The sequence below is a fragment of the Vibrio nitrifigilis genome (assembly GCF_015686695.1).
Classification (GTDB): Bacteria; Pseudomonadota; Gammaproteobacteria; order Enterobacterales; family Vibrionaceae; genus Vibrio; species Vibrio nitrifigilis.
Genome location: NZ_JADPMR010000004.1, coordinates 1,394,602 through 1,421,155, shown reverse-complemented (window position 1 = coordinate 1,421,155; position 26,554 = coordinate 1,394,602). Strand labels below are relative to the sequence as shown.

General features: G+C 43.3%; 22 protein-coding genes. 13 read left to right on the top strand and 9 right to left on the bottom strand.

Going from position 1 to position 26,554, the window contains the following annotated elements; all coding sequences use genetic code 11:
- Positions 1-8: 8 nt before the first annotated feature.
- Positions 9-470, top strand: coding sequence for a hypothetical protein (locus I1A42_RS22720; protein ID WP_196125197.1), 462 nt, complete (start codon positions 9-11; stop codon positions 468-470).
- A 311-nt stretch (positions 471-781) separates the two neighbouring features.
- On the opposite strand, the gene I1A42_RS22715 is transcribed toward I1A42_RS22720, so the two are convergent.
- From I1A42_RS22715 to I1A42_RS22685, 7 genes are read right to left on the bottom strand one after another with little or no spacing between them, the layout of a single operon-like run.
- Positions 782-1,855 carry an ABC transporter substrate-binding protein gene (locus I1A42_RS22715; RefSeq protein WP_196125195.1) on the bottom strand — a complete coding sequence of 358 codons (1,074 nt, stop codon included), beginning with the start codon at positions 1,853-1,855 and terminating at the stop codon, positions 782-784.
- Positions 1,856-1,877: 22 nt separating this feature from the next.
- Positions 1,878-2,993 carry an NAD(P)/FAD-dependent oxidoreductase gene (locus I1A42_RS22710; protein WP_196125193.1) on the bottom strand — a complete coding sequence of 372 codons (1,116 nt, stop codon included), beginning with the start codon at positions 2,991-2,993 and terminating at the stop codon, positions 1,878-1,880.
- On the bottom strand, positions 2,980-4,368 hold the full coding sequence (locus tag I1A42_RS22705) for an FAD/NAD(P)-dependent oxidoreductase (protein WP_196125192.1): 1,389 nt from the start codon (positions 4,366-4,368) through the stop codon (positions 2,980-2,982). The genes I1A42_RS22710 and I1A42_RS22705 overlap by 14 nt, the downstream gene beginning before the upstream one ends.
- Complete coding sequence (locus I1A42_RS22700; protein WP_161153325.1) at positions 4,358-4,702, bottom strand: (2Fe-2S)-binding protein; 345 nt, start codon at positions 4,700-4,702, stop codon at positions 4,358-4,360. Before I1A42_RS22700 ends, I1A42_RS22705 begins: the two co-directional genes overlap by 11 nt.
- A 9-nt stretch (positions 4,703-4,711) precedes the next feature.
- Positions 4,712-5,506 (bottom strand): ABC transporter permease, encoded by a 795-nt coding sequence (locus I1A42_RS22695; RefSeq protein ID WP_161153324.1) that lies wholly within the window; start codon positions 5,504-5,506, stop codon positions 4,712-4,714.
- 2 nt (positions 5,507-5,508) lie between these two features.
- Positions 5,509-6,414 (bottom strand): ABC transporter permease, encoded by a 906-nt coding sequence (locus I1A42_RS22690; protein ID WP_230389722.1) that lies wholly within the window; start codon positions 6,412-6,414, stop codon positions 5,509-5,511.
- Complete coding sequence (locus tag I1A42_RS22685; protein WP_196125190.1) at positions 6,411-7,499, bottom strand: ABC transporter ATP-binding protein; 1,089 nt, start codon at positions 7,497-7,499, stop codon at positions 6,411-6,413. The genes I1A42_RS22690 and I1A42_RS22685 overlap by 4 nt, the downstream gene beginning before the upstream one ends.
- Positions 7,500-7,808: 309 nt before the next feature.
- Between I1A42_RS22685 and I1A42_RS22680 the strand changes: the two genes are divergently transcribed.
- Positions 7,809-8,591, top strand: a complete 783-nt coding sequence (locus I1A42_RS22680; RefSeq protein ID WP_230389720.1) for an IclR family transcriptional regulator — start codon at positions 7,809-7,811, stop codon at positions 8,589-8,591.
- A 60-nt stretch (positions 8,592-8,651) separates the two neighbouring features.
- Here I1A42_RS22680 and amaB read toward each other — a convergent pair whose 3' ends face one another.
- Entirely contained in the window at positions 8,652-10,196 is a 1,545-nt protein-coding gene (gene amaB, locus I1A42_RS22675) for an L-piperidine-6-carboxylate dehydrogenase (protein WP_196125188.1), read from the bottom strand.
- A gap of 162 nt (positions 10,197-10,358) precedes the next feature.
- On the opposite strand from amaB, the gene I1A42_RS22670 reads away from it, so the two are divergent.
- From I1A42_RS22670 to I1A42_RS22650, 5 genes are all read left to right on the top strand, one after another.
- Positions 10,359-11,180 (top strand): LysR family transcriptional regulator, encoded by an 822-nt coding sequence (locus I1A42_RS22670; protein WP_196125186.1) that lies wholly within the window; start codon positions 10,359-10,361, stop codon positions 11,178-11,180.
- 246 nt (positions 11,181-11,426) lie between these two features.
- Positions 11,427-12,494, top strand: coding sequence for an ABC transporter substrate-binding protein (locus I1A42_RS22665; protein ID WP_196125184.1), 1,068 nt, complete (start codon positions 11,427-11,429; stop codon positions 12,492-12,494).
- Positions 12,494-13,507 (top strand): FecCD family ABC transporter permease, encoded by a 1,014-nt coding sequence (locus tag I1A42_RS22660; protein WP_196125183.1) that lies wholly within the window; start codon positions 12,494-12,496, stop codon positions 13,505-13,507. The genes I1A42_RS22665 and I1A42_RS22660 overlap by 1 nt, the downstream gene beginning before the upstream one ends.
- Positions 13,504-14,274, top strand: a complete 771-nt coding sequence (locus tag I1A42_RS22655; RefSeq protein ID WP_196125182.1) for an ABC transporter ATP-binding protein — start codon at positions 13,504-13,506, stop codon at positions 14,272-14,274. The genes I1A42_RS22660 and I1A42_RS22655 overlap by 4 nt, the downstream gene beginning before the upstream one ends.
- Positions 14,275-14,674: 400 nt before the next feature.
- Complete coding sequence (locus tag I1A42_RS22650; protein WP_161153317.1) at positions 14,675-14,998, top strand: hypothetical protein; 324 nt, start codon at positions 14,675-14,677, stop codon at positions 14,996-14,998.
- Between the two features lie 90 nt (positions 14,999-15,088).
- On the opposite strand, the gene I1A42_RS22645 is transcribed toward I1A42_RS22650, so the two are convergent.
- Positions 15,089-15,487, bottom strand: a complete 399-nt coding sequence (locus tag I1A42_RS22645) for a TIGR01244 family sulfur transferase (protein ID WP_196125181.1) — start codon at positions 15,485-15,487, stop codon at positions 15,089-15,091.
- A gap of 373 nt (positions 15,488-15,860) precedes the next feature.
- Here I1A42_RS22645 and I1A42_RS22640 point away from each other — a divergent pair, with 373 nt between their 5' ends.
- The 6 genes from I1A42_RS22640 to I1A42_RS22615 all read left to right on the top strand — a co-directional run bounded on the left by I1A42_RS22640 (position 15,861) and on the right by I1A42_RS22615 (position 26,552).
- Positions 15,861-16,394 carry a zf-TFIIB domain-containing protein gene (locus I1A42_RS22640; protein WP_161153315.1) on the top strand — a complete coding sequence of 178 codons (534 nt, stop codon included), beginning with the start codon at positions 15,861-15,863 and terminating at the stop codon, positions 16,392-16,394.
- 541 nt (positions 16,395-16,935) lie between these two features.
- The gene (locus tag I1A42_RS22635; RefSeq protein WP_196125179.1) at positions 16,936-17,550 is read left to right on the top strand and encodes a DUF1449 domain-containing protein; all 615 of its coding nucleotides are present in this window, start codon (positions 16,936-16,938) and stop codon (positions 17,548-17,550) included.
- 16 nt (positions 17,551-17,566) lie between these two features.
- A complete protein-coding gene (locus tag I1A42_RS22630; RefSeq protein ID WP_196125176.1) occupies positions 17,567-19,690 on the top strand; it encodes a peptidase in 2,124 nt (707 codons plus the stop codon).
- Positions 19,691-19,748: 58 nt separating this feature from the next.
- Entirely contained in the window at positions 19,749-24,644 is a 4,896-nt protein-coding gene (locus I1A42_RS22625; RefSeq protein ID WP_196125174.1) for a DNA repair ATPase, read from the top strand.
- Positions 24,641-25,351 carry a phospholipase D-like domain-containing protein gene (locus I1A42_RS22620; protein ID WP_196125172.1) on the top strand — a complete coding sequence of 237 codons (711 nt, stop codon included), beginning with the start codon at positions 24,641-24,643 and terminating at the stop codon, positions 25,349-25,351. Before I1A42_RS22625 ends, I1A42_RS22620 begins: the two co-directional genes overlap by 4 nt.
- 178 nt (positions 25,352-25,529) lie before the next feature.
- Positions 25,530-26,552, top strand: a complete 1,023-nt coding sequence (locus I1A42_RS22615) for a toxic anion resistance protein (protein ID WP_196125725.1) — start codon at positions 25,530-25,532, stop codon at positions 26,550-26,552.
- Positions 26,553-26,554: the final 2 nt, after the last annotated feature.

Genomic DNA, 26,554 nt, shown 5'->3' with positions numbered 1-26,554 from the left:
CCAATTCTATGTCTAATCAAAGAAAAGAGAGAGAGGCCACCGAGCAAGGTGGCCCATCACAAGAAGCTCATCAACAACCAAAGCAGCCAATAACTGAGCTACTAGGGCTTGTCGCGCGTTTGCGAGATATTGCAGCATACTCGCAAGAGTGGGGTGATAATACTATAAAACTTTTTTTTCTTGAGTTAGATATGAGTGTCATAGCGTTAAAAAGAAAAGTGATTGTATCGGTATTATTGCTTTTCTTAATGCTAATTTTTTTTCTGTCACTATGCATACTGATTGCCGTTGTTACCTTTGAAATAACTAGCTCAATAATATTAGGTAGTGTTAGTTTTGTGGGGGCTTTAGCCATAATTTTAATCATATTAATGTTTTATCAACACTATCTTAATAGATTTGTTTCGCTAAAAAGAACCAGAGAACAAATAAAAGAAGGCATAGATGTTTTTACTCAAAAAGAAGATTAAGATGATTAAAGCTCATCGTTCGAAAGGCAAAATATTAGCTCAAGATGTTCATTCTTCGATATGCTGTTTACAATCTGAAGCAAAAAACTATGTGAAGAGTTACCCTTTACGTTCCGGAGGAGCGTTGGTTGTTTCATTAGGATTATTCAACATCTTTTCTAAAGCGTCCTTTAGCCATAAACGTTTGGTGATTAGGGCTTTGAGACAAGTATCTCAGAGATGTTCTCTAAACATATATTAAGCAAGCTATTCAAGCAAAATAAGGCCGCTGCGTATTTAGCGGCCTTTTCACACTGAATCAGACTACATATTTATTCGACTTCGCGGTTCCAACGTTTGTTCCATGTTGGACGGTTATGGTTGATCTTATCCCAATCTAACGTCACCGCTGTTTTCATATATTCCGCACTCTTTTCTAGTTCCTGTTTTTCAATCCCGGTGCCTTTAACTTTGGAGTTAACGGGTATATAAGCCGCATGTTTCAGTGCTAGTGCTTGGGCTTTTTCCGATAATACCCAGTTAGCCAGTTTTTGGGTTAGCTCTTGGTTTTTACTATTGTTCACAACACATTGAGTATAGAAGAGTGTGACTGAGCCTTCTTTTGGATTGGCATACGCCACATCGACTCCTTTTGCCTTCCATGCAGAGACTAAGGTTGGCGTTATTGGGAATATACCGGCTTCATTGGTTTGTACCATTTCAGATAGTTTTGACGAACCAGCAATATAGACTTTTACATCTTTACCCACTGTATCTGGCCATGCTTTAAAGCCTGGATTCACATTATCTTCTGTACCATTGTGCAGACGGTTAAACATCAAGAACGCGTGTAAACCAAAGGTAGAAGAAGGAAGCGATTGGAAAATCAACTTACCTTTATATTTTGGATCAGCCAGATCGTTCCATGAGGTAGGGGCTGCCCAGCCGTTTTCTTTAAACATCTTCGTGTTATAACCAATCCCGGTTAAGCCAATACTCACGGCTGTCGCCATATTACCTTTGATGTGAGCCGATTGATAAATTTGTTGGTCAATATCTTGATCCAAATGGGTTTGTGTACAAAGGCCCATTTTGATGGCGCGATACATTAAACCATCATCAAGAAACATCAGATTCATTTGTGGGTTTTCTTTACTGGCACGAACTTTTGCCAATACATCAGAAGAGGTGCCCGGAATCACCATGATTTTGACATCATTGGCTTTTTCAAAAGGAGGGAAGACATACTGCTCATACATTTTCTGCATGGTGCCACCGTTCATCCCAACATACAGTGTGGTTTCAGCTGCGGCGGGCATTGCTGCACTAGCGAGTAGTGCGCCAGTCACGAATGTTGCAATAAGAGATTGACGACCTGAGAGTGATTGATAAGTCCATTTTTTCATGTGTTTCTCCTTGATTAATTGTCTAGCAGTCGGATGATGCGAATCGAGACATACTAAAAGGGGTAAGATCAGTTGTGGTGCTACCATGAGCAACGAGATCAGCCAGTGCGGCTCCTGCGCCTGGGCCGATTTCAAAACCGCCACCGGAAAAGCCAAACCCGTAGTAAAGACCAGAGTGATTTAAGCTCTTGTCGATCACCGGGGTGTTTTCGGGTAAGAATCCTTCCATACCAGACCAAGTACGTAAAATTTGGGTGTTTTTCATTGATGGAATTAATTCCAAAAGACGCGCCATAAGGGCCATGAGATTATTGCTGGTGGCGCGCGAAGAGGAATCACTGACGGCAACGCCAGTTCCGCCGCCAAAGACCACATTACCGCGAGTCACTTGGCGGATGTATATGTCGCCTCCCTGCACACCTAAACATGGATGGAGAAAATAAGGGACAGGCTCCGTGACTGCCATCGCAGGAAAGCCGTGCGTTAATGGAAACGATTCCCCCAGTTGTGTCGCGATGTTGTTACTCCACGCACCAGCACTGATAACCAACTGTTCGGCTTCGTAGATGCCTTCTTTGGTCGTAACGCGATAACCGGTTGCAAGCTTTTCTACTGTTTGTACTGGCTCATGTTCACACACTCGCGCTCCTGCTCGGCGTGCTGCTGCAGCAAATGCTGGGCTTACAATACGAGGGTTAGCTTGGCCGTCATGCGGAGAGAGTGAACCACCAAGAACTCGGCCACTAAACCATGGGTAGCGACGGCGGATTTCATCGCCAGATAACATTTGCAGATCAAGTCCCATGCCTTGCGAATCAGCGTAGTAGTCATTAAGAATGGTCAGTTCTTCTTCGTTACGGGCAATTTTAAGATGTCCGGTCACTGTATATTCGAACTTACCGCCAATGACATTGTCTGCATCGCGCCAGATATCACGCGCACGAATCGCTAGAGGAAGGTGCGAGACCGGGCGCCCTTGGCAACGTACGCCACCAAAGTTAACCCCACTTGAACGACTGCCACACACATCACGCTCAATTAACGTAACGTTAAGCCCCTTTTGGCTCATAAACAGCGTGGCAGATGAACCTACAATACCACCACCAATGACGATAACATCTGACTTAATGGTGTTCATCGGCCAGCTCCTCTTCAATAATAATAGGGATAGGTTTTAATGGGCTTTGTGAACGAATTCGCCCGACAGCATTGCTGGGTTTATTGGTTTCATAGGCTAATAATTCACGAATCGCAGTGCTGCAGACTCGTCCCTGACAACGTCCCATGCCACTGCGGCAATGTGCTTTTAACTGATTCATCTCTTCAGCGCCTTTATTGTGCACCGTGGCACGAATATCTCCGGCAGTCACATTTTCACAGCGGCAGATGACGGTATCGTCTGAGACGTTGGCTGCCCATGTCGTAGGAAAAGGAAAAGCTTGTGTTAAGCCATACGAAAACGTGGTGTAGTGCCCCAAGCGTTTATCGATGGCTGACGATGCGTGCTCAGAAACGGGCAAGTTAAGGGAGCTTAGGATTTGATTTGCGGCTTTTTCACCGCTGAGTTTGGCGGCATAGACGCCAGCAATGCCACTGCCATCGCCGGCGAGATACAGTCCGGGGACTGTGGTTTGTTGGTTATCTAATTTGGGTAGCCAATCGCGATATTGCTCATGGTAGTAGAACTCGCAGCCCAATAAGTCAGGTATTTGGGTTTCAGATCGCAGCCCATACCCAAAGGCGATTGAATCACATTCGATATAATGGCTTGCTTTACTTTCTCCCTCTCTATGCCAATGAATTCCAGTCACTTTTTTATTGCCATTAGCAGAATCTAGGCGCGCGTTATAGACGATTTTTACCCCTGCACGTTTCAGTTCAGTGAGAAAATAGACGCCTTTGTACACGACTTTAGGCGCGTGCAGCAGTTTGGTTGTCGCTTTGCATTGATCCATAAAACCGGAATAGTCAAGGATGGCTTTAAGGTTTGCGCCAGCTTTAAGGTATTGCCAAGCCAGTAAATAGAGTAATGGACCATTGCCAGCAAGTACGATCTCACTGCCGATCACACACCCCTGATTTTTGAGTGCAATCTGCGCTGCACCGAGTGTGTAAATACCGGGGAGTGTCCAACCAGAAAAAGGCAAAATACGGTCAGTGGCACCGTTAGCAATAATCAATGAATCCCAATGGAGTTCTTTATATTTTGGGCGTTGTTGGTCAAATAGATATAGCGTATTGCCTGCGGCGTTCCACACTAGGTGGTGAGGTAAATAGGTGACGTGAGGTTGAATTTCTTGCCATTCATCCAGCGTTTGCTCTGCTTCTTTCGCATCAAAACCATACAACTGTTTTTTGGTGCGTGTAAAGTTATCGGGTTGCTGGCGATAGATTTGCCCACCCGATTTGCCATTTTCGTCAATGACGGTGGGATGAATTCCTTGAGCAACTAAGGCCTTAGCAGCTGCCATTCCTGCAGGACCCGAGCCAATGATCACCACATTATGATTCATGAGCAGGTTCTCCTTGAATAACAGGCGATGTCGAGAAGAGTTCCATCCCCGCTTGCAAAGGCGTTGAACAGGAGCGGATACGTTCTCCTTGTTGATCCCACACCCAACATTCTTGACACGCCCCCATTAAACAGAAGCCGCTTCTTGGCTGGTGGCTAAATTCGTTTTTTCGTAGGTAAGGGAAGCGAGTCAAAATGGCGATAAGAATCGAATCACCTTCAAAACCGGTGATGTCTTGACCGTCAAATGAAAAAACAATGGGAGTCCGATCTAGCTCTTGGACTCGATGCATGATGATGGTATTTCCTTCCTCATGCCAATGCGGTTTGTCCATAAGTACCTCTTAATTTTTTCCTATTAGCAGGCGATCCAATCCATAGAAGCGATCAATAACAAACATAAGAACGGCAGTGATTAAAATCATCACCGTAGAGACGGCCGCAATCATTGGGTCGATAGATTCTGTGGTGTACATATACATGCGTACCGGTAGCGTGATGGTTGACGGGGATGTCACAAATACCGACATGGTCACTTCATCAAAGCTATTGATAAACGCGAGTGCCCAGCCTCCGGCAATGCCCGGTAGAATGATTGGCAGGGTGACTTTGAAAAATACGGTAAGTTTGTTGGCTCCCAGTGATTGCGCCGCTTGCTCTGTCGCGCGATCAAAACCCATCAAGGCAGTAAAAATAAGGCGTAATACATAGGGGGTAACGACGACGATATGAGCGAGTAGCAGCCAAAATATCGAACCATTTACTCCCATTAAGGTAAACATGCGCATTAACGCCACACCAAGAACGAGGTGTGGAATCAGCAGAGGTGAAAACAGCAAGGCGCTAATGGTTTTCTTCCCCGGAAATTCGTAGCGAATCAGGGCTAATCCAGCGGGAATCGCGATTAAACAAGATAGTGTGGCAGAACCTGCCGCTAATCCCAAGCTGAGCCAAAATGAACTGATGAATTCGTCGTGTTCGAGTAGGGTATAAAACCAACGTAATGACCAGTGAGTCGTTGGTAAACTCAATGTTGGTTCGGGGGTAAAGGCTACTAAGCAAACCACAACGAGAGGTGCCAACATAAAGGTGACGACCAAGCAATGGAATATAAGTGAAATAGGACCATTTTTGCTCATCGTTAATCCTCCAATTTACGTTTATAACGGCGTTGTAATAGACGGTTGAAATTCACGATGATCAGCATGTTCGCCAGTAATAATATCAAGGCTAATGCCGCGCCTGTTGGCCAGTTAAGCTCCCGCAAATACTGGTCGTATATCAGGGTGGCAACGACTTTAAACCTACGACCACCTAAGATGCCTGGGATAACAAATGAACTTGCACTTAATGCAAATACAATCAGAGATCCGGAGAGAATGCCTGGAGTCATTTGGGGCAATAGTACTTTATAGAAGGTGCTCCAGCGGCTGGCGTTCAAAGAGAGCGCTGCGTTTTCAACTTCGGGATCCATTTTTTGAATGGTGGTCCAAAGCGGAATTAACATGAACGGCATCATCACGTGTACAAGTGCAATAATGACAGCGGTTTGTTGATAGAGCATGGTGACGGCAGGAATGCCAAAAAATTCTAAACAGCGGTTAATCAAGCCATTGTCTGCTAATAATAAACTCCAGCCAAATGAGCGGATGACCACCGAAATCAGCAGTGGAGAAAGGATCACCACTAACATGATTGAGCGCCATCCTCTTGCCATACGGTTAAGAATCATCGCTTCAGGAATCGCTATCATGGCGCACAACAGAGTCACTAAAAAGCTAACCCAAATGGTGCGACCAAAGATTTCCCAATACCATGGGTCTGTAAAAATGCCAGTAAAGTTATCGAGGGTAAATGTTCCTGCAATAGCACCAAGGTCTGGGTCATAACTGTTAAAAGACAGCATGATGGTGATAGCAAGCGGCGTAATGATCATGATGAGAAAAATCATGGTACCAATGCTACACATAAACCAAGGTGCAATGTGGGGGGATTTGGGACGTATTGAGCGCTGTGTTTCTGGAGCTAAAACATCATCTGCCATCATGCTGCGACCTCTTCATGATTGCGCTCTGAAGTGGGTAGCAGGCGACAATCATTATCGGCCCAATTGAGGTCTATCGGGGCGCCTATCTTGAGTGCATTTGGTGTATTGTGTGATGACATCACCTCTAAGCGACCGACTGGAGTATCGATGAGGTATACCCAGTGACTGCCCATGAAAAATTGTTCAGTTAGCACTCCACCAAGTCGTCCTTGACCTTGGGGCACAATAACAAGAGATTCGGGGCGTAAACTCAGAATCACCATTGAATTGGCGACAAAATGAAATTTTCTCTGTAATTCAATCTTAAACTGATTGGCTAGTGTGAGAGTCGTACAGGTTGGCGTTACTTGAGTAATGGTGCTTTTTATAAGATTCGAATGACCCACGAACGAAGACACAAAAGTATTTTTCGGATATTGATACAGCTGTTGTGGTGTATCTGTTTGCACGATGACGCCATCTTGCATCACCACGACCCGATCACTAATAGACATGGCCTCGTTTTGGTCGTGAGTCACCATTAGCGTGGTGGTACCAAACGATGATTGGATGCGACGCAGTTCATACTGCATCTCTTCGCGCAGTTTAGCATCGAGGTTTGAGAGCGGTTCATCAAGCAGCAAAATATCTGGGTTAATAACCAGAGCACGCGCTAACGCAACTCGCTGTCTTTGACCCCCTGAAAGGTGGCGTGGGTAGCGGTCTTTGTATTGGTCAAGATGGACGTGTTTAAGAATTTTTTCGGTGCGTTGAATTTTTTCGGTGGATTCTACTTTGCGCATTTGCAAACCGAACATCACATTTTCCGCCACCGTCATATGTGGAAATAGCGCATAGGATTGAAATACTATGCCTAAGCCTCGTTCATTCGGTGGAACTTGAGTGATATTGCGATCTTTCAGCATGATGGCGCCATGAGTAACGTCCACAAAACCCGCAATCATTTGTAATGTTGTGGTTTTCCCACACCCAGAAGGGCCGAGCAGTGAAATGAATTCGCCTTGTTCAATCGACAGATTGATATTTTTTATTACTTGTCGACCGCCGTAATTCTTACACAGATTGGATAGTGACAAAAAAGCCATAACAGAGCCTCCATTCAGGAACATGTATCGTTGTTGAGCATGTTCGTATACGTTTCCTTGTTATCAGAAAGTTGCACTATCTATGCCACACACTGTCATTTATTCCACTGAAAGGAATTATTTATTTATTTTTTCCGATATACGGAATTATTTTATAAATATTATTATTTATATTTCGTTGTGCAGTTTTGCACCACTTATGGTTCAGGCTAGAATGTACAGGAATGCACAAATATGAAATGAAATGCACCAATGCTGAACAATAAGTGTTCAATGCTATGAGACGTGTTGGTGTTACAAGGAGGTCGTTTGGAATCGTTAAGTAGTACTGCACGTTTATTTAAAGTGATCCGTTTACTCGCGAATCACAATGAAACAGGGATGAGAATTACTGATATTGTGGCTGAAACAGAGATGACACCCGCTTCAGTGCATCGAATCTTAAAATCATTGGTTGATGAAAGGGTGGTGATTCAAGAAGCGGATAAACGCTATTCACTGGGCTTGGAGTTTTTTTCTATAGCGGCAAATGCTGGGCTGTCCGGGGGATTAAGAGAGTTGGCTAAACCCGTATTACTAAGGTTAGGTGCAAGGCTTAATGACACGATATTTCTTTTGGTACGCAATGGATATGATGCCATTTGCCTTGATCGATTTGAAGGTCCTTTCCCTATTCAAACCTTTACTGGCGATGTTGGAGGCCGAGTCGCATTAGGTGTTGGTCAAGGTTCTATGGCTATCTTGGCTTTCTTGGATCACTCTGAGCAGGAAGAAATATTGCAGCACAACTTAGGACGCTACAAAGACTATAACGCGTATGATGAAGTAGAGATTCGTTCGGAAATACAAAAAGTAAAAGCCCAAGGGTTTTGTGCAAAAAACAGCGGATTAATTGAAGGTATGGCAGGGATAGCGGTCCCCGTATTTGATTGTAACGGTCGAATTGTTGCCGCCCTGAGTATTGGTACCTTAGCTGCACGTCTTAAAGCGGATCGATTACCTATTATTGTTGAATTAATGAAGCAAGAAGCACAAAAGCTTAGCGCTACGATCAATCCGTTTGATCCCGCTTTAACTCGCCCGCGCTTGTAGGGGCAAAATAAGATTCGGCGTGATGGAGCGCCGAATCTTATTCGGGTATATCAAAATACATTATTCGAAAACAATGCCCTGAGCCAGCGGTAGTTCTCCACCATAATTGATGGTATTGGTTGAGCGACGCATATAATTTTTCCAAGCATCAGATCCTGACTCTCTGCCACCACCGGTTTCTTTTTCGCCACCGAATGCACCGCCGATTTCTGCACCTGAAGTACCAATGTTGACATTGGCTAAACCGCAATCTGAACCTGAGGGTGATAGAAATAACTCGGCTTCTTTTAGGTTTTCGGTAAAGATGGCAGAGGAGAGTCCTTGGGGGACATCATTTTGTATATCAATGGCTTGTTCGATATTTTCGTAACTCATCACATACAGAATAGGGGCAAAGGTTTCTTGCTGCACGATAGCTGCATTGGCCGCGATGTCGACAATACTTGGTGTGACATAAAATCCGCCTTCAGGAACCTTTTCAGTCACTCGCTCACCACCAATTAAGACGGTACCGCCTTGCTGTTTGGCGTCTGTTAATGCGGCTTGCATGGTGGCGTAACTCATTTCATCAATAAGTGGGCCTACTAAAATATGCTCGCTACGAGGATCGCCAATACGCAAAGATTGATACGCTTGAACTAACTTTTCACAGAGTGCTTGTTTCACAGAGTGATGCACGATGACGCGACGTAAGGAAGTACAACGTTGACCTGCGGTGCCTACGGCAGCAAAGACGATAGCGCGTAATGCGAGATCCAGATCGGCGTGTTCAGATACGATCATGGCATTGTTTCCACCAAGCTCAAGAAGCGAACGACCTAATCGAGCGCCAACCGCTTCACCAACACTCTTACCCATGCGAGTTGAACCGGTTGCTGAGACTAAAGGATAGCGTTGGTCTTGGCTCATTGCTTTGCCTATTTCCCCACCTCCAATAATGACACTGACAATGTCTTTTGGAACATCTGGCATTTCATCAAGGGCGCGATTAACAATGGTTTGAATTGCGAGGGCGCAAAGTGGCGACTTTTCCGAGGGTTTCCATACTATGGCATCACCGCAGACGAGCCCTAGCATAGCATTCCATGACCACACTGCCATTGGAAAGTTATAAGCAGAGATAACGGCGACAGGACCAAGTGGATGCCACTGTTCCATCATACGATGCCCTGGACGTTCGCTGGCAATAGTTAAACCGTGTAATTGACGTGATAGGCCGACGGCAAAATCACAGACGTCGATCCATTCTTGTACTTCGCCCAGTGCTTCGGGAAGAATCTTCCCTGCTTCTAAGGTAATGACCTGAGCTAGTTGAGTTTTGTATTGGCGCGCTAATTCTCCAATGCGGCGTACAAATTGACCACGAACTGGTGCTGGCGTGTTGCGCCATATTTTGAATGCAGCGCAAGCACGTTCGGTTTGAGCATTTAACTGCTCCGGTGTCGCAAGCTGAAATCGAGCCGTTTTGGTTCCATCTATTGGGCTGGTGCAGTCATGCTGAGCTCCCTGACCAAGTAGCGTTTTCGCTCCGCTGACTATTGAGGGATAATATTCTCCACAAATAAATGCACTTAATCCAAGTTCATCCATAAATTCCATGGTCATAACAACATCCTTATTTAATCTGTAGTAATCATAAATTCATCCTAAGGCTCAGCTAGATATAGGTAAAATATGGAATATCTAGAACGGGTATAGCTTTTGTCTATATCAACTTTTCAGGTATGGTAGAAACTTCTGTCATCAACAGTTATTTATGGAGCACGGATGTTCCGATCATTAAAATATTTTGTTGCGGTGTTTGAAGAGTTAAGTTTTAGTGCGGCTTCGAAACGTTGCTTTATTTCCCAACCCTCTATTTCGTCTGCTGTCGCTCAGTTGGAGAGCGAATTAGGTTGCCAGCTATTCGTGCGACATACGAAAGGCGTGAGTCCTACCCCTGAAGGGATGCAGCTCTACCCCAAAGCAAAAGAGCTACTTTTTGGGGTGGGGGAGTTAAAATCACTGTTTAGTTTAGCTGCGCCAAAGCGCCAGTTAAGGCTGGCACTGAGCCCGTTTCTTGGTAGTGAGCGTGTCAGTGAATTGGTAAAGATGTTGCTTGAGTCAGTGAATGACCTCGATCTAACGCTGGTGGATATCGATGAACCTGCAGATGCGCGTATTATTCCTAAAACACAATGTGCCGACAGTGAAATCTTCCAGCATTTATGGACCGATAGTTATGTACTGGCATTACCGCTTAATCACCCATTAACTCGATTAGAGACTATTCCTCTAGCCGCACTCAACCAAGTCCCATTTATTAGTCGCCAACCTTGTGACATTGATGATGCATGGCGTTATGCCATTCAAAATCAGGGGATGGGGCTCAATATTCGTGCGACAGTAAAAACCGAAGAGTATGCGTTGGATCTAGTCGCAGCTGGTTTAGGGGTTTCTGTTGTTCCGTCTCACTCGGTACAAAAGCGCGATGATGTGGTCACCCGAGGTCTGAGAAATATTGAATTGAAGCGAGTGATTGGCCTTGCAACTCCAAGGGGAAGAGCATTATCGGAGGATATTATTCAACTCCTCACGTTCAAGCGATAATGTGCTGGTTGTACTCGTTATTTATAAGAACTAGAGAATATCAAAGCAGTTTTTGTTCTTTAAACTTGTCAGGTATTCAAAGATATCAACTGGTTTTTAACGTCACTGCAGGTGTTTTCGACAAACCTTAAATAGTAATTAAATTATTTTTGATTCATCTAAACTTTTTTTGATATAACACCTTGAGTATGAGTACTATCAGCGTATTTTGATATATTCAACCCATCTTAATTAGAACCTAATGCTATGAATAAACGTTTTGTTTCTCTTTTCTGCGCAGCATTGTTGTGCGCTGCTAGCTCTTCGGTGTTTGCTAGCCGTACTATCGTTGATCAAATTGGTCGTACTGTGACTGTTCCTGACCAAGTAAACCGTGTTGTGGTATTGCAACATCAAACTTTAGATTTACTCATGCAGTTAGATGCTAAAGATAAAATTGTGGGTGTTCTTTCGAGCTGGAAGAAACATTTAGGGGCAGATGTGGTGCGCCTTGATCCACAATTACCTTTATTACCAATGCCAGGTGATTTAACGCAAGTGAATATTGAAAGCTTGTTGAAAATCCACCCCCAAGTTGTGTTTGTGACTAACTACGCTCCGCCTGCGATGATTCAACAGATCACGGATGCCGGTATCCCGGTAGTGGCCATTTCATTACGTAAAGATGCTAAAAATCAGGCAAACAAAATGAATGCATCAATGACGAATGAAGAGCAAGTGTATAACGAGGGGTTAAAGCAAGGTATTCGTTTAATTGGGAACATTGTTAATAAAGACCAGCAGGCAGAAGAGCTGATCAAAACAGCCTTTGCTGACCGAGCAAAAGTATCCGAGCACTTAAAAGCGATTCCTGATGACAAACGTATTCGTGTGTATATGGCGAACCCCAATCTGACTACATATGGTTCGGGCAAATATACCGGCTTAATGATGCAACATGCTAGAGCAGAAAATGTGGCAGCCAAAACCATCAAAGGTTATCAGCAGGTATCGATTGAAAATGTGATGAAATGGAATCCTGAGGTGATTTTTGTTCAAAGTCGTTATCCTCATGTTGTCGACGAAATCAATCATGATCCGCGTTGGCAAGCCATCGATGCAGTAAAAGAACATCACGTATATCTTATGCCTGAATACGCCAAAGCTTGGGGCTATCCAACACCTGAAGCGATGGCTCTTGGTGAGATGTGGATGGCGAAAAAACTCTATCCGACCAAGTTTAAAGATATCGATATGTCTAAAATGGCGAACGCTTATTACCTGCATTTTTATCACACTCGTTTTGATAAAGAGCCACGAGCGGTTACTCAATAATGGTGCGATCAACGCTACTATCACAAAGTGCCCTTATTGTGGGCGCTTTTGTTATAGCCCTTTTCTCATTGGGAGTAGGTACTTACTCAATGAGTGTTTCTTCAATTGTTGAGGCATTAACTCAACCTCTATTTCATTTTTCCCATGCGCCTAGCGCCATAGAACATCAGATTATCTGGAATGTACGCTTGCCGAGGGTATTAATGGCGCTTGGGGCTGGCGCTGGATTGTCGCTCTGCGGCGCAACACTACAAGGGGTGTTTCGTAATCCATTAGTTAGCCCGCATATTATTGGGGTTTCATCTGGGGCTGCATTTGGTGGAACGTTAGCGATTCTGCTAGGCCTTGGGCAAATGGGATTGTTATGTTCGACATTCAGTTTTGGCTTGCTCGCTTTAGCTTTGGTGTTTTTGATCGCTAAATTATTTGGTCAACAAAATCGCCTTGTGCTGATTCTGGCGGGCGTGATCTTAAGCGGTTTGTTTAGTGCGTTAGTTAGCTTAGTGCAGTTTCTGGCTGATACAGAGGAAGTACTACCGAATATTGTATTCTGGTTATTGGGCAGCGTTGCCACCGCGAATTGGCAAAGTTTAGTGACCATGTTTGTTCCACTAAGTATTGCTAGCATGATGCTGTTAGGCATGCGATGGCGTATTAATGTGTTATCGATGGGGGAAGAAGATGCCAATACGCTAGATCCCCGCTCGAATCGTACTCGTTGGATTGTGTTGATCTTATGTGCGCTTATCATCGCTAGCCAAGTGGCTGTGAGTGGTAATATCGGTTGGGTTGGTTTAGTTGTCCCTCATATTGGCCGAATGCTTGTCGGCCCAGATCATCGACGATTGTTACCCGCTTCAATGGCGATTGGCGCCGCACTGATGGTGGTTGTGGATGATCTTGCTCGTACTCTCACTGATGGGGAAGTTCCGTTAGGTATCTTAACCGCATTGATTGGTACTGTGTTGATCATGTTCCTTATCTATTTCAATCGCCGTGAGGTTTTACGATGAATGACATCACGCTAAAAACAGAAGATTTGGTGTGTGGTTATCAACCTAATTGTCCGTTATTTGACCCCGTTAGTTTGGAATTACGCAGGGGGGAAATTACAGCAATATTGGGCGGAAACGGCCAGGGTAAAACCACGTTAATGAAGACCTTGCTCGGTCACCATCAACCGTTACAAGGGCAAGTTGCACATGCTGGGGAGATTAACTTTGTTCCCCAACGGTTTGATAGCGCATTTTCTTATTCGGTTATTGATATGGTGCTGATGGGGAGGGCAAACAATATCGGTCTTTTTTCTTCGCCGAGCCACCTCGATTTTCAAATGGCGCATCAAGCTCTGGATATGTTATCGATAGGATATCTTGCCGAGCATGAGTTTGACCGTTTATCGGGCGGTCAGCAGCAACTGGTTTTGATTGCCCGAGCTTTGGCGACTAAATGCGACGTGCTTATTCTTGATGAGCCTACAACTGCTCTCGACCTTGCTTTTCAATCGACAGTGATAGAGTTGCTCTATTCACTAGCCAAAGAGCGTAATATTAGTGTGTTATTTTCAACTCATGAACCTGCTCAGGCACAGCTCATCGCCGATAATATTTTATTAATTATGAAAGATAAACGCTGTTTGACAGGAAATAAGCGTGACATTCTAACAGAGCAGAATCTTACAGAACTGTATGGTGTGCCAATCCAAAAGTGTCAGATTCGACGTGATAACGGATGTTACACCACTTTTTTACCTTACTTTGGCGGCTTTCTGGGAGAATAACAAATTCCACTGTGATCTTTATTCAAAGAGCACTCCTAAACGCAAAGAGTCTCTCTTATGTTTTGCTAGAATCTCGTCCGATAACAATGCTGACTTTAACAAATAAATCAACATGATATACCCAATTAATCTCAAGGTGCTGTTGCAGCGCGAATGTATTCGTTCTTAACCCCGCATTTTGAGGGTTTAGGGGATCACTTCATTGCTATCATCTGCGATTGTCTAATAACGATATTTAAATTCGTTGTCGACCTTCTTATTTCTTATTGGTTTAAATGACTGATACAGAATATTAATGAAGAAGGGGCTTATTCGATCTTATCGATAAAATGAGATTAGATTTTTGCGTCTAATATCACCGCATAGCGGTTGGCTAGAGTAATTTTGGAGTATAACAATAATGATTATTTTTGGTACCCGCGGTAAAACCGTGTCAGGGCCTGTGATAGAAAGTCATATGTGTGAACATTGTGGACACAACGAATATGTTACGTTTGGACTTTTAAGATATTTTCATTTGTACTGGATTCCATCACTTGTCACTTCAAAGAAAATTGGTATGGAATGCACTCATTGTCGTAAAAGTTATATGGAAAGTGAGCTTTCCCAAGAGCAAATTCAAGGAATAAAGCCGCATGTATTTAATTACCAAAATACATTGCCTTATTTCTCAGGAGCTATTTTATTTGGTTGCTTTATTTTGCTCCTACTTTGCATGATGTGATTGGATTAATTGTTTAAAGGATTGCTGTCATTTGAATAAAGCCATGCACCTGCATGGCTTTTAAGTAGGTTGCTTGGGGATATTACATATTTAGAGTGTTTTAATTTTAAAACCAAGTTCAGTTGCTTTGGCGAGGCGAGCATCGACACTGCCAAAATCTTGGGTGCCATTTACCCATAATGTCGAGCAACGGGTACCGGTGCGACAAAATGCCAGAATAGGTTTCTGAGCTTCGTTAATGAGTTTAGCGAAGGTTTGATAATCTTCATCGATTAGAGCACCAGCAATGACCGGTTGCTGAATAAAATCAAGACCCAAGCGGTTAGCCAGCATTTCTAATTCACCATTGAGCGGTTGCTCTTCAGCTTCACCATCTGGACGATTGCAAATGATGGTTTTAAAGCCTTTATCTGCAATCGTTTTTAAATCCATTTTATCGATTTGAGCACAAACAGAAAGGTCATTGGTTAAGGTTTTTATATCGAGCATAATGTATCCATACCTATTAGTTAATGGAGGCGATGTAAGTAAGGGCAGTGTACTCCTAACTTTAGCAGACTGCATTCGCTATGAAACTTATCAGTAGCAAGTGGGGACAAGTTAAGCACAAATTTGATTTTGGAAACCATTTAACACTTCATTTGGTTCTAGTGAGTGAAAACTTTTTTGAACGTTGGAAAGGTGATAAACACATTACGCAGAAATACGACTTATCTAAACCTAAGCTATCGCACTTAATTTTAGATTTTTAAAAATACAACAATTGGTTATACCCAAATGAGCTTACGAAGGGAGAATATATTCTCGCTGAAACCGCATCTTTAGGTTACTTGGGTATATTGGCTAGATGAAAGGAACTTTTATGTACTGTCCAAAATGTAAAGATACAACATTAGATCCAACCAAGTTGGAGGATGGTTTACCCGTGCTCGGTTGCCCTCAATGCGCAGGGAGCTTGTTATCTCTATTGCACTATCGTGATTGGGTTGAACGTTTTGCTTTAGAAGATGAAATTGAATCTACTGCAAGCTTAGAAGCTGAATCAGATACTAAAACGGCTTTACGTTGCCCCAAATGTGGCAAAATAATGACTAAATATTCTGTCACTGGAGAGTCTACTCATCGTATAGATCTGTGTGGCAGCTGTGATGAGGCTTGGTTAGATGGCGGAGAATGGCAACTGCTAAAGTCATTAGCGTTAGGTGACCAATTGCCAAAGATTTTCACCCAACAATGGCAAACTCGCGTTAGAACTGAAAAAGCTGAATTGGGGCGTATTGAACGGCTGACGCAAATGGTTGGTGAAGACGATGCAACCCAAGCTGTAAAAACGAAACAATGGCTTAAATCTAATCCTAATCGAGCCTCCCTTCTACGCTATCTCGCGTCGGATTAAACGGTATTGGTTATGCCCAATAATGTTGAAAGGGTATAAGCATTCTACTGTTATTGGGTTTGATCTGAACTCGTAGATGAATCTTTGAATCTTGTCTCTTCAGGTCCTTAGAATACAGAGTTTTATATTTATAAAGACCGATTTATTTATAAATTTATTATTAAACCATTTCATAAAAAAATGAGAAGTTGTCCCAAAATAGTATATTGGAAACTACGTGGCACATACACTCTGTTGTAACCTACTGCCATTGCTAGGTTACTTCTCATTATTCTGGCATTAAGTTACTGAATCGATATTAAATTATTTGGCTTATAACGTGTATCTATTCATGGAATAGCTTTCGATGTTCAAAAGAATATAAGCTGCATGAAAGCAGCCTTTTGTAGCAACGACTATTTCAACTTTTTGTTAATTGAGAAGAATAGGTTTGAATTCATAAAGAAACGCATAGACGTGTCTCGTATTCGTATACCTAATAATAAATTTTAAGCGCTTGTGTAATCAAGCGTAATTATTAATAAACGTCAATTGGTAACTTATGGAAATACAAGACTTTGTATCTCTATTACTGGGTTTTCCTACCAGTATATTCTTCATTCCGTTAACGGTTCTTTTTGTCATCATGTTGGTTGATATGGTGTGCAATGTGTTTGAAACCTTTACGGCAGATTTAGACCTGTTTGATTTAGATGATATTCCTGGTTCAGGAATTCTTCTTCCTCCGGTTTTATCAAAAGTTCCTTTGGCTGTTGCCTTATTTGTTAGCTTTTTTTTCGCCACCATTCTCTCTTTTTATTACCAAGAGTGGAGTGCGCGATTCTCCGATTTAACCGTATGGTTTGTGGTAGATATTATCAGTATTCCTGTTACTGCATATCTCGCCCTATTTATTTCTGCTTGGGTTCTAAAGCCCCTGACTCCGCTATTTAGCAAACACAATTTTGCCGAGGTGAATTACATCGGCTTAAAAGCACGCGTGCATAGCAGCACTATTAATCAAGATATTGGAGAGATTATGGTTAAACATCGAGGCAATGAATTTTTGCTCGATGCCATTATCGACCAGAACACTCCAGTTTATTACGGCGATGAGGTCATCATCGTTTCTAAAGACAAAGCCTCGAACCGTTATATCGTGGCAGTAAGCAGCTGATAATTGAGGAATTAGCATGGTACTTTCCCCCAGTATGATATTTGTAATCTCAGGAATAGTCGTTTTCCTGTTGATCCTATTTTTCCTAACATCACGGTATAAAAAGGTACGCGGTGAAGGGGATGCTTTGATCGTCAATGGATTAGAGCGAACCCGAGCGTCTTTAACTGGTACGTTTGTCTGGCCAGTTATCAACCAATACGAATATATGGATATTACTCGTAAGAAGATCTCCGTTGTTCGTAGCGGTAAAAAGGACAAAGACGGTGAAGAATATGAAGGTCTGCACTGTCGCGATAATATTCGAGCCGATTTAAAAGTGGATTTTTATATTGGTGTAAACCACGAAGAAGAAGATATTGTTCGTGTTGCTAAATTGTTCACTGCCAAAGAAGCTTCAAATATTGAACGTTTGAAAGAGCACTTTCAGCCTAAATTCTCTGAAGCCTTAAAAACAGCCGTTAAACAGTTTGAGTTTGAAGAGCTGCTGACTAATCGCCGTGCGTTTAGAGATGCGGTTGTTACAGTGATTGGCAGTGAAATGGATGGGTTTAAAATTTATGACGTGGTGATTGATAAGATCGACCAAACGTCTCTTGATGCTCATAGCCCAGATAACATTCTCGATGTGGAAGGTATCCGCAAGATCTCGATGATCACTGCGCAAAAAAATACCGAAACCAACGCGATTCGCCAAGATGAACAAACCACCATCAAGAAGAAAAACGTTGAAGCAGAAGCTAACCGTCTGCAGTTAGATAAACAAGAGAAAGAAAGCATCGCGAGAACTCAGCGTGAGATTGAAATCATCAAAGCGCAAGAGGAAGCGTTAGCGTCTGAAAAGCGTGAAGAATACAATCGATTAACTCGACTTGCTGAATTGGAAACAGAGGAAGAAATCTCTAAAAGACGTGAAAGCGTTGAGATGGAAGTCGAAATGACGCGTATTGCAAACCAGCGTCAAGTAGCGATTCAACAAGAAGAGCTTACACGTTCTGTTGAAACGGAAAAGGTACGTACTGCCGCAGAAGTGGCGGAAAAAGAGATGCATAAAGAAACCACAGTCGAAGAAGCTCGTAAGTCTGTGGCTGAAATGCGCTCTCAACGTGTGGAAATTGAACGTAAGATCGCCAAAGAAGAAGAAGAGACCGAAAACCTTCGCGTTAACGAGCAAGTCAACCGTGATAAACGTGTGAAAATGGTTGAAGCAGAAGCTCAAGCCGAAGCAAAACAGTTAGAACTGTTGGTTGCGGCGCGCGCCGAAAAAGATGCTGCTCGTGAAAAAGCAGAACGTCTGTTGATCGAAAATGAAGCGGACATGCAAGTGAAAACTCGCACTGCCGAAAACGATTTGGCCGTTCGCACTCGTGAAGCAGAAGCCGAGCAAGTCGTTGTCGCGAAACGAGCTGAAGCAGAACAAATCGCTGCTGAGAAACGTGCTCAAGCTGAATATGTGGCGAAAGAGCGTGAAGCAGCTGCGAAAGAACGTATGGCCCAAGCTGAGAAAGAATTCATTAGTGCTACTGGTTTGGCTGAAATTACGGTTGAACGCGAACGAGCACAAGCGATTCGTGAAACCGGGGAAGCACAAGCGTACACCTTGCAAACGACAGGCCAAGCTGAAGCTGAAGCTCTGCGCGCGAAAGGTATTGCAGAAGCTGAAGCGCAAACAGCACGCTTTGAAGCTACTCAGAAATACGATGATCACACTCGTGAACATGACAAGTGGGTGATGCAGCTACAACAAGCGAAAGAGCTTGAACTAGCACGTATTGACGCACAGAAAGCGGTTGTAGGTGAGAACGCAAAAGCATTGTCACAAGCACTGTCACAAGCCGATATCAAGCTGTTTGGTGGTGAAGGTATGGAACAATTACGCCGTACGATTCTTGATGCCGCAGCGATGGATACCAAATTTACTGAATCTGAAGTGATGAAACCGCTAGTTGCGGAATATATGAATGGTAGTCGCAGTTTACCGCAAGATCTCAAAGATATTTTAGAGAACAGCGAACTGAAAAGCAGCGATTTAAGTAATGTTGCGTTAGCGGGTTTATTGAATTCGCAAGGTGGCGCAACAGAAGTACTTAATAAGCTAAAAGCGACACTGGGAACTTCTGGGCATAACGATAACGCCTAACGTTCATTTCTTCTAATTTGTCCCGCCTCTTTCTGAGGCGGGATTTAAAGGGTTTAGTATGTCAGAAAAGACACAGCAAGCAGTCACAGAAGGTGGTGCATACGAGGTTCTAAAATCCCGTTTAGCACAACAAGGTGAGCAGCTTAAATCGCTCGCCAAATCATTTAATCAAGAGCGTCAACAAATTTTCGGTGGTCAGGAAATGACTTTGGTTGGGAAGGCTAATGTGCAAACCGAAGCACGTTGTATTCCCATCGATATGGCGCAAGTTAGTAACCAACTGCTGTTTGGTTATCAGGTAAAAGTTGGTTTAAAAGCCGTGCCTGAACTTAACGATGTCTTTGGTTTATATCAACTGCACGAAAATGATGGCATTTTCCGTGTTGAACCTTTATCGGTACATGAGAGCTTCTTGGCAGATGACCGATTCCACCATGAATTCACCGAGCTATTTACCTATTACAGTGACGCGAAGTTACAGCAAATCTCTCGTCAAGAAAGTACGCTTTATGTGGTCTTTCAAATCGGGATGCGACCTGATGACCGTAAGGTGTTTCGCTTTCAAGTTAATGGAGAATCGGTTACCTACCTGGACGCTCTTGGTCACACGACATTAGAGAGTGTGCCGCAATTTGATTTTGATTGGATTGCGACCACACGCGACAACCATATTCTTGGTACTCACCCCCATGTTTCGATACAAGATAAGCTCTTTGTTGAATGTGTGGGAGGTGATTTAACTATTAAGGTCGAAGATAACACCGAAGATGGGAAAGGGATTTATAGCGAAGAAGTGGAAGATCCGCATCAAAGTGTTGCCGATGCGAGCATTGATTATGCCTTCGTGGGTGAGTTAATTGTACTGCGGATTAAGCCTCACCGTGAGAAAAAGCATCGTTACTTTATTTATAACCCAATGAATCAATCGGTCGTTCGGGCTGATTCGTTAGGACGAAGCGCGAAAGTTCTGCCGGAAAACCATGGCATTTTACTTGCCCATGGCTACGTGTTAGCCAATGGCGATTACAAGCTGTTTGATATTCCTTGGAAGGATCTAGAATTCTTCCAAAAAATAGCGTCGCCAAATGGCGAAGATGTTATCTATTACTTTTTTAATAAAGCGAAGGGTGCCTACGTTTCTTTTTCTTATAACATGATTGAGAAACGTTTTTCTGCTCCACTCGATAGCTATGGATTTAGCCTCTATTCGGATGGACGAATGCTCGTTTTTCAGGCAGCAGAAAATCCAGAAGCTTCGACTATTCATCCGCTGCAAATTTGGAATACACCGTATTGTACTCCTGAATTTTATACGCAAGAAAATGCGAAGGCGGACGGTTCAAGTCCTCTCTTCAATTTGGGTAATGCTGAATTGGTTCGCGCGTTATCATCAATACTGTCTATATGTCAGCTTACGCTCAATGAAGAGGTCACCCAAGCTGCGTATGAAATGTTACTTAAGCAGTGTCATACCACCCTCGATCATTACCACTGGCTTAAGCACCACTATGCATTAGGAATTGGCGACTCAATTCATGAGATTGTCGAAACCTCGGATAATATCATTGATGAGTTTGCCAAGGTTCAGCAACTCCAGATCGCAGCAGCACAAAGTTTAGAGCAGCAACAGCAGCATGTAGCAGAGTTAATCGGTAAGATTAAATTAACACCTAAAGAGCAGGCTAATGCATTACTTGCGCTTTTAGCCGAGGTGAAAACGGAAGTCGGATCGGTGATGTCATTGCGCCAGCAACACTATATGGATACGGTAAGTGTCGATGAGATGTTGGAGCAACTGCAGTTACAGCGTGATGAACTGAATCATCGTTTATTACTCCTGTTGCAAGAAGAGAAAGCTTACCAACCGTATAAACACACCATTGCGGACATTGAAACTAGGCTCGAAACCACAGAAAAAACCGCTGAGTTAAATGATTTGCAGCAGGAAGTGGATGAGCTGCGTTCGCAGTTGCAGTTAGTCACAGAGGAAGTGACGGATATCGAAACTGAAGATCCAACGCAATCTACCCGGATCTTGGATCTGACGACGGAAGTGTCGTCACTATTGAATGCGTTATCCGCTAAGTTACGCGCCAAAGGTCAGTCATTACAAAGCGAAGAAGCTCAAGCAGAATTCAGTGCCCAATTTAAATTGCTCGGACAGGCGGTGAGTACTGCCATGGAGCAGGCAACCACGCCAGACGAGTGCGACAATCAGTTAGCTCGTTTGATTGGTCAGTTAGATAAGTTGGAGTCTCGTTTCGCTGACTTTGACCAATTCCTCGCGGAAATCTACACCAAGCGCGATGAAATTCAGTCGACATTAGATAATCACAAGCAGCAATTAGTCGCTGCGCAGCAACGTCGAGTTCAGAACTTACAACAAGCTGCGAACGTCACGTTAAATAGCATTGAAAAACGTATCGATCGCTTTGATGATGTTGCTGGACTTAATAGTTATTTTGCAACCGATGCTATGGTGATGAAACTGCACCAACTTTCTGAATCAATCAGGGAACTAGGTGATAGTGTAAAAGCGGATAGTATCGACGCTAAATTGAAGTCACTGCAAGATCAGTCACTACGCTCGATGCGTGATAATCAAGATATATTTGAACAAGGTGGTAAAGTTTTACGCCTTGGTAAGCACCGTTTTAGTGTGAACCAACAGGGGTTAGATTTAAGTTTAATTGAACAAAGTGAGCAACTATGCACCCATATTTCAGGTACTGATTTTTATCAGCCGATAGAAGATCAAGAGTTTCTGCAACTCCAAGACATCGCTAAACTGGATGTCACATCAGAAAGTGAGCATGTGTATCGTGGTGAATACCTAGCTTATTTGATATTGCATGCTGCGCAACATCACCAGAATGATCTTTCACTCGACCGCTTGTATCAAGCTCTCCAAGAGCAATCGTTAAAAGATCTGATCCAGCGTTTTGCTGCTCCTCGTTATAAAGAGGGATATGTGAAAGGTATCCATGACCATGATGCCGCGCAGATACTGTCGACCATGTTGCCCATTTATCAACGTGCTGGGTTGTTACGTTATAGTCAAGGTGCCCGCGCCGCAGCACTTATTTGGTTACTAGAGCAAGAGGATACATCTCAGTGGCATGAGCAAGCGGTCAACGCTGTTTTACTGAGAGATCATTTACAATCTGCTGATGCATACTCTGCGCTGCAAGAGGTATTACTCCCTCAATTAGAGGTCAAATATGCCCATGAAGCTGCCGATTACTTGATTCAAATCTTAGCCGATAAAGTGCCAAGAATTGAAGTAAGCCAAGATGCATTTCAATTAAGCGAAGATTATCTTCAGTTTCGACGTAGCTTGGGTTGGAATGCGAAAGAGATGCCAATGGCCGCTGCATTTACCGATCATGTGCAATGGCTAACTCCTTACACTAAACAAAATAAGACTGGCGAAGCGTTTGTGTTGGAAGCGGCAGCCATCGCGATGTGTAAAACCTTGTCACAACAACTATTGAGTAGCGTGTCTTTTTCTTTAACCGGTAAAGTCGCCGATTTACTCGGTGAGCATAAGCGGATTAAACAAGGGGCTTTACCGTTAGTATTGGATGATTTTATTCGTCGCTGCGAACACCATCGTAGTGTGATTGTGCCACGCTTTAATGCTTATCTAGAAAAACGTTCAGCGCTATTAAGCCAAGCAAAACAACAGTTTCGCTTGCAGGAATTTAAGCCGCGTCCATTAACTTCATTTGTACGTAATAAACTGATTAGTGATAGTTATTTACCGTTAATTGGCGATAACTTAGCGAAACAGATGGGAACGTTGGGCGATAAAAAACGCACCGACTTAATGGGGATGCTACTGCTCATCTCTCCTCCAGGTTACGGTAAAACTACCTTGATTGAATACGTTGCCTCTAAATTGGGTTTGGTATTCATGAAAGTTAACGGTCCTTCGATTGGCCACCAAGTAACATCGTTGGATCCTGCCCTAGCTCCGGATCAAAACGCCGCTCGCGAGATTGAAAAAATCAACTTGGCATTTGAAATGGGTAATAACGTGTTGCTTTATCTCGATGATATTCAGCACACCAACCCAGAATTGCTCCAAAAATTCATCTCCTTGTGTGACGGAACACGTCGGGTCGATGGAACTTGGCAAGGTAAAACCAAAACTTACGATATGCGCGGTAAAAAGTTTGCCGTGGTAATGGCGGGTAACCCGTATACAGAAACGGGTGAGGCGTTCCGTATTCCCGATATGTTAGCCAACCGTGCTGATATTTATAACTTGGGCGATATGTTGTCTGATCAGGGGAATGCGTTTGCTTTGAGTTTCATTGAAAACTCTCTAACTTCAAATTCAGTATTAGCTCCGCTCGCGACTCGCGATCTGAATGATTTGTACCGTTTTGTTCGTATGGCACAAGGGGAGAGTATTGCATTGAGTGAGATGACACACTCTTATTCAGCGACGCAAGCTAATGAAGTGGTCACGACGTTGCAAAAATTAATGCGTGTGCAGCAGACCGTTCTTAAGGTGAACCAACAATATATTCAATCCGCTGCAACTGCAGATGATTACCGGGTTGAGCCTGCATTTAAGCTGCAAGGATCTTATCGAAATATGAATAAGTTGGCAGAGAAAATTTCATCAGTCATGACCGATGAAGAACTGGATACCCTTATTCAAGATCACTACCAAGGCGAAGCTCAAACCCTTGCTAATGGCACAGAGGAAAACTTGCTTAAACTCGCTGAACTGCGCGGCAATATGACTAAAGCACAACGAGCACGCTGGGACGAGATCAAACAGAGTTATCAGCGTCAGCAAATGATGGGAGATTCTGAGGATCGCGCGGGTCAAGTGGTACAGCAATTAGCAATGCTAAACCAATACGTGTCTGGTGTGTCGGCCCGCTTTTCAGGAAGTGATACCTCAAGAGATAAAGTTTCAGGAGATACGGGCGCATGAATCAGCAACAGTGGGAACAGTGGTTAAAGGCGTCGATTGCCGATGTTCGATTGGATGATCAAGAGCGTAAAGATCTCAAACAGAAATTGGCGCACCTAAACTGTTCTGATGAAGAGCGTGCGTATTTACGCAATCAGTCATTTCGTTTAGCGCATGAAGCCGTTGAATCGGGTGAAGATGCTTGCCAAGTTATTCGGTGGTTAGAGCGTGTTGTGAAAATTTTAGATACAGCACGTGAAACCCAAGTCAATGAGATCGCTGGCAGTTGGTTTTCACCGGGAAAAGACTGTTTCAACGGTATTGTTGAACAGCTTAAGTTAGCTCGGAATCATATTGATATCTGTGTCTTTACGATTGCAGATGATGATTTGACTAAACACATTATTAAAGCTCATGAACGAGGCGTTGAAGTCCGAGTGATTACTGATCGCAACAAGCGGTTTGATGCTGGAAGTGACGTGGATTATCTCGCTCGTAAAGGAGTGCAAGTGAAGATAGATACATCGGATTATCACATGCACCACAAATTTGCGATCTTTGATGGTATACGCATGATTAATGGCAGTTTTAACTGGACTCGAAGTGCTTCTAGATACAACCAAGAAGACATTACCTTAACCGATGATCAGCGCTTTATTACTGCTTTCCAGCAACAGTTTGAAAAACTGTGGAAGCAATTTCCCAGGCATCGCTCAAACGAGCATTAAGGAGAATACCACCATGACTGAATCTACACCTGAATCAAAACCAGCAGTTGATGCTCCTAACTTGAATGAGCCTGATTTAACGTCTCATGTTGACGCACAACCTACACTTGCTGATTCAAAAAATGACGTGTCAGTTCACGCCAACCAAATTCAAGAAGATCCGGTTCCTAAAGTAGAGATGGCTGTGTCTCCAGAAGCGGCTGAGGTAGCGCAAAAGTTTGATCCGTTTGATACGGTTGCCACTATCACATTTGGTAAAGAAGCCTTGGAAACTATTACTTCGTTTTCGGATGAGATTCTTGATCAAATTCGCATTAGAGATTCCGGAGAAGCTGGGGAAGTGCTACAGGCGATGATTTCATCAATGGATTCCACTGATTTTGATGGGTTAGGCAGAGACAGTTTTCTCGCGAAATTGCCTTTGATCGGGGAGCTTTTTGATTCGTTTAAAAAGTTCTCGGCTAGCTTTGATTCAGTTAAAGATCACATTGATTCTCTCGCTGAAAAACTAGAAGGGCAAGAAGCAAAACTGGCTCATGATATTAATCAGTTGGATGGATTGTATAACCACAACTTAGAGTTATTAAAAGGGCTCGAAACCTACATAGAAGCAGGTAAGTTTAAGTTATCTGAACTGAATCAAGTCGTGTTACCTCAGTTACTCGCTCAATCTCAAGCCAGTGGTGATGCGTTAGATACCCAAAAATACCGCGATGCTACTCAAGCGGTGGCACGTTTAGAAAAGCGTGTGCATAACTTGGCGCTCACTCGATTAGCGGCCATTCAAACGGCACCTCAGATTCGTTTGTCTCAAGAGGGCAATAAAATGCTCATGGAAGATATACAGGATATCGTGTACAACACCTTCCCTCTATGGAAACGTCAATTTTTGATCGCGATTTCTAACTATGAAAAAGAAAAAGCGCTCAAGGTGACTCGAGCTGTGAAAGATTATACCAATGCGCAATATCAGCAGAATGCACAAAAGTTGAAAGTCTTGGAAGAGCAAATTGCGGAAAACTATCAGCGCGGCATTTTGGATATTGAATCTTTACAAGTTGTTAACCAACTGACTATTGATACGTTGAATAATACCTTAGCGCGAGTAAAAGAAGGCCGAGCACAGCGGGAACAAGCACAGTTATTGATTGAACAAGCAGAGCAAGAACTAAAAACAGCACTGGCTCAAACGTTGGAATAAAT

What these genes read in the sequence shown, in the direction of transcription:
- I1A42_RS22720 (WP_196125197.1), top strand. Translation starts at nt 9, where the DNA reads ATGTCTAATCAAAGAAAAGAGAGAGAGGCCACCGAGCAAGGTGGCCCA.
- I1A42_RS22715 (WP_196125195.1), bottom strand. Translation starts at nt 1,855, where the DNA reads ATGAAAAAATGGACTTATCAATCACTCTCAGGTCGTCAATCTCTTATT.
- I1A42_RS22710 (WP_196125193.1), bottom strand. Translation starts at nt 2,993, where the DNA reads ATGAACACCATTAAGTCAGATGTTATCGTCATTGGTGGTGGTATTGTA.
- I1A42_RS22705 (WP_196125192.1), bottom strand. Translation starts at nt 4,368, where the DNA reads ATGAATCATAATGTGGTGATCATTGGCTCGGGTCCTGCAGGAATGGCA.
- I1A42_RS22700 (WP_161153325.1), bottom strand. Translation starts at nt 4,702, where the DNA reads ATGGACAAACCGCATTGGCATGAGGAAGGAAATACCATCATCATGCAT.
- I1A42_RS22695 (WP_161153324.1), bottom strand. Translation starts at nt 5,506, where the DNA reads ATGAGCAAAAATGGTCCTATTTCACTTATATTCCATTGCTTGGTCGTC.
- I1A42_RS22690 (WP_230389722.1), bottom strand. Translation starts at nt 6,414, where the DNA reads ATGATGGCAGATGATGTTTTAGCTCCAGAAACACAGCGCTCAATACGT.
- I1A42_RS22685 (WP_196125190.1), bottom strand. Translation starts at nt 7,499, where the DNA reads ATGGCTTTTTTGTCACTATCCAATCTGTGTAAGAATTACGGCGGTCGA.
- amaB (WP_196125188.1), bottom strand. Translation starts at nt 10,196, where the DNA reads ATGACCATGGAATTTATGGATGAACTTGGATTAAGTGCATTTATTTGT.
- I1A42_RS22670 (WP_196125186.1), top strand. Translation starts at nt 10,359, where the DNA reads ATGTTCCGATCATTAAAATATTTTGTTGCGGTGTTTGAAGAGTTAAGT.
- I1A42_RS22665 (WP_196125184.1), top strand. Translation starts at nt 11,427, where the DNA reads ATGAATAAACGTTTTGTTTCTCTTTTCTGCGCAGCATTGTTGTGCGCT.
- I1A42_RS22660 (WP_196125183.1), top strand. Translation starts at nt 12,494, where the DNA reads ATGGTGCGATCAACGCTACTATCACAAAGTGCCCTTATTGTGGGCGCT.
- I1A42_RS22655 (WP_196125182.1), top strand. Translation starts at nt 13,504, where the DNA reads ATGAATGACATCACGCTAAAAACAGAAGATTTGGTGTGTGGTTATCAA.
- I1A42_RS22650 (WP_161153317.1), top strand. Translation starts at nt 14,675, where the DNA reads ATGATTATTTTTGGTACCCGCGGTAAAACCGTGTCAGGGCCTGTGATA.
- I1A42_RS22645 (WP_196125181.1), bottom strand. Translation starts at nt 15,487, where the DNA reads ATGCTCGATATAAAAACCTTAACCAATGACCTTTCTGTTTGTGCTCAA.
- I1A42_RS22640 (WP_161153315.1), top strand. Translation starts at nt 15,861, where the DNA reads ATGTACTGTCCAAAATGTAAAGATACAACATTAGATCCAACCAAGTTG.
- I1A42_RS22635 (WP_196125179.1), top strand. Translation starts at nt 16,936, where the DNA reads ATGGAAATACAAGACTTTGTATCTCTATTACTGGGTTTTCCTACCAGT.
- I1A42_RS22630 (WP_196125176.1), top strand. Translation starts at nt 17,567, where the DNA reads ATGGTACTTTCCCCCAGTATGATATTTGTAATCTCAGGAATAGTCGTT.
- I1A42_RS22625 (WP_196125174.1), top strand. Translation starts at nt 19,749, where the DNA reads ATGTCAGAAAAGACACAGCAAGCAGTCACAGAAGGTGGTGCATACGAG.
- I1A42_RS22620 (WP_196125172.1), top strand. Translation starts at nt 24,641, where the DNA reads ATGAATCAGCAACAGTGGGAACAGTGGTTAAAGGCGTCGATTGCCGAT.
- I1A42_RS22615 (WP_196125725.1), top strand. Translation starts at nt 25,530, where the DNA reads ATGGCTGTGTCTCCAGAAGCGGCTGAGGTAGCGCAAAAGTTTGATCCG.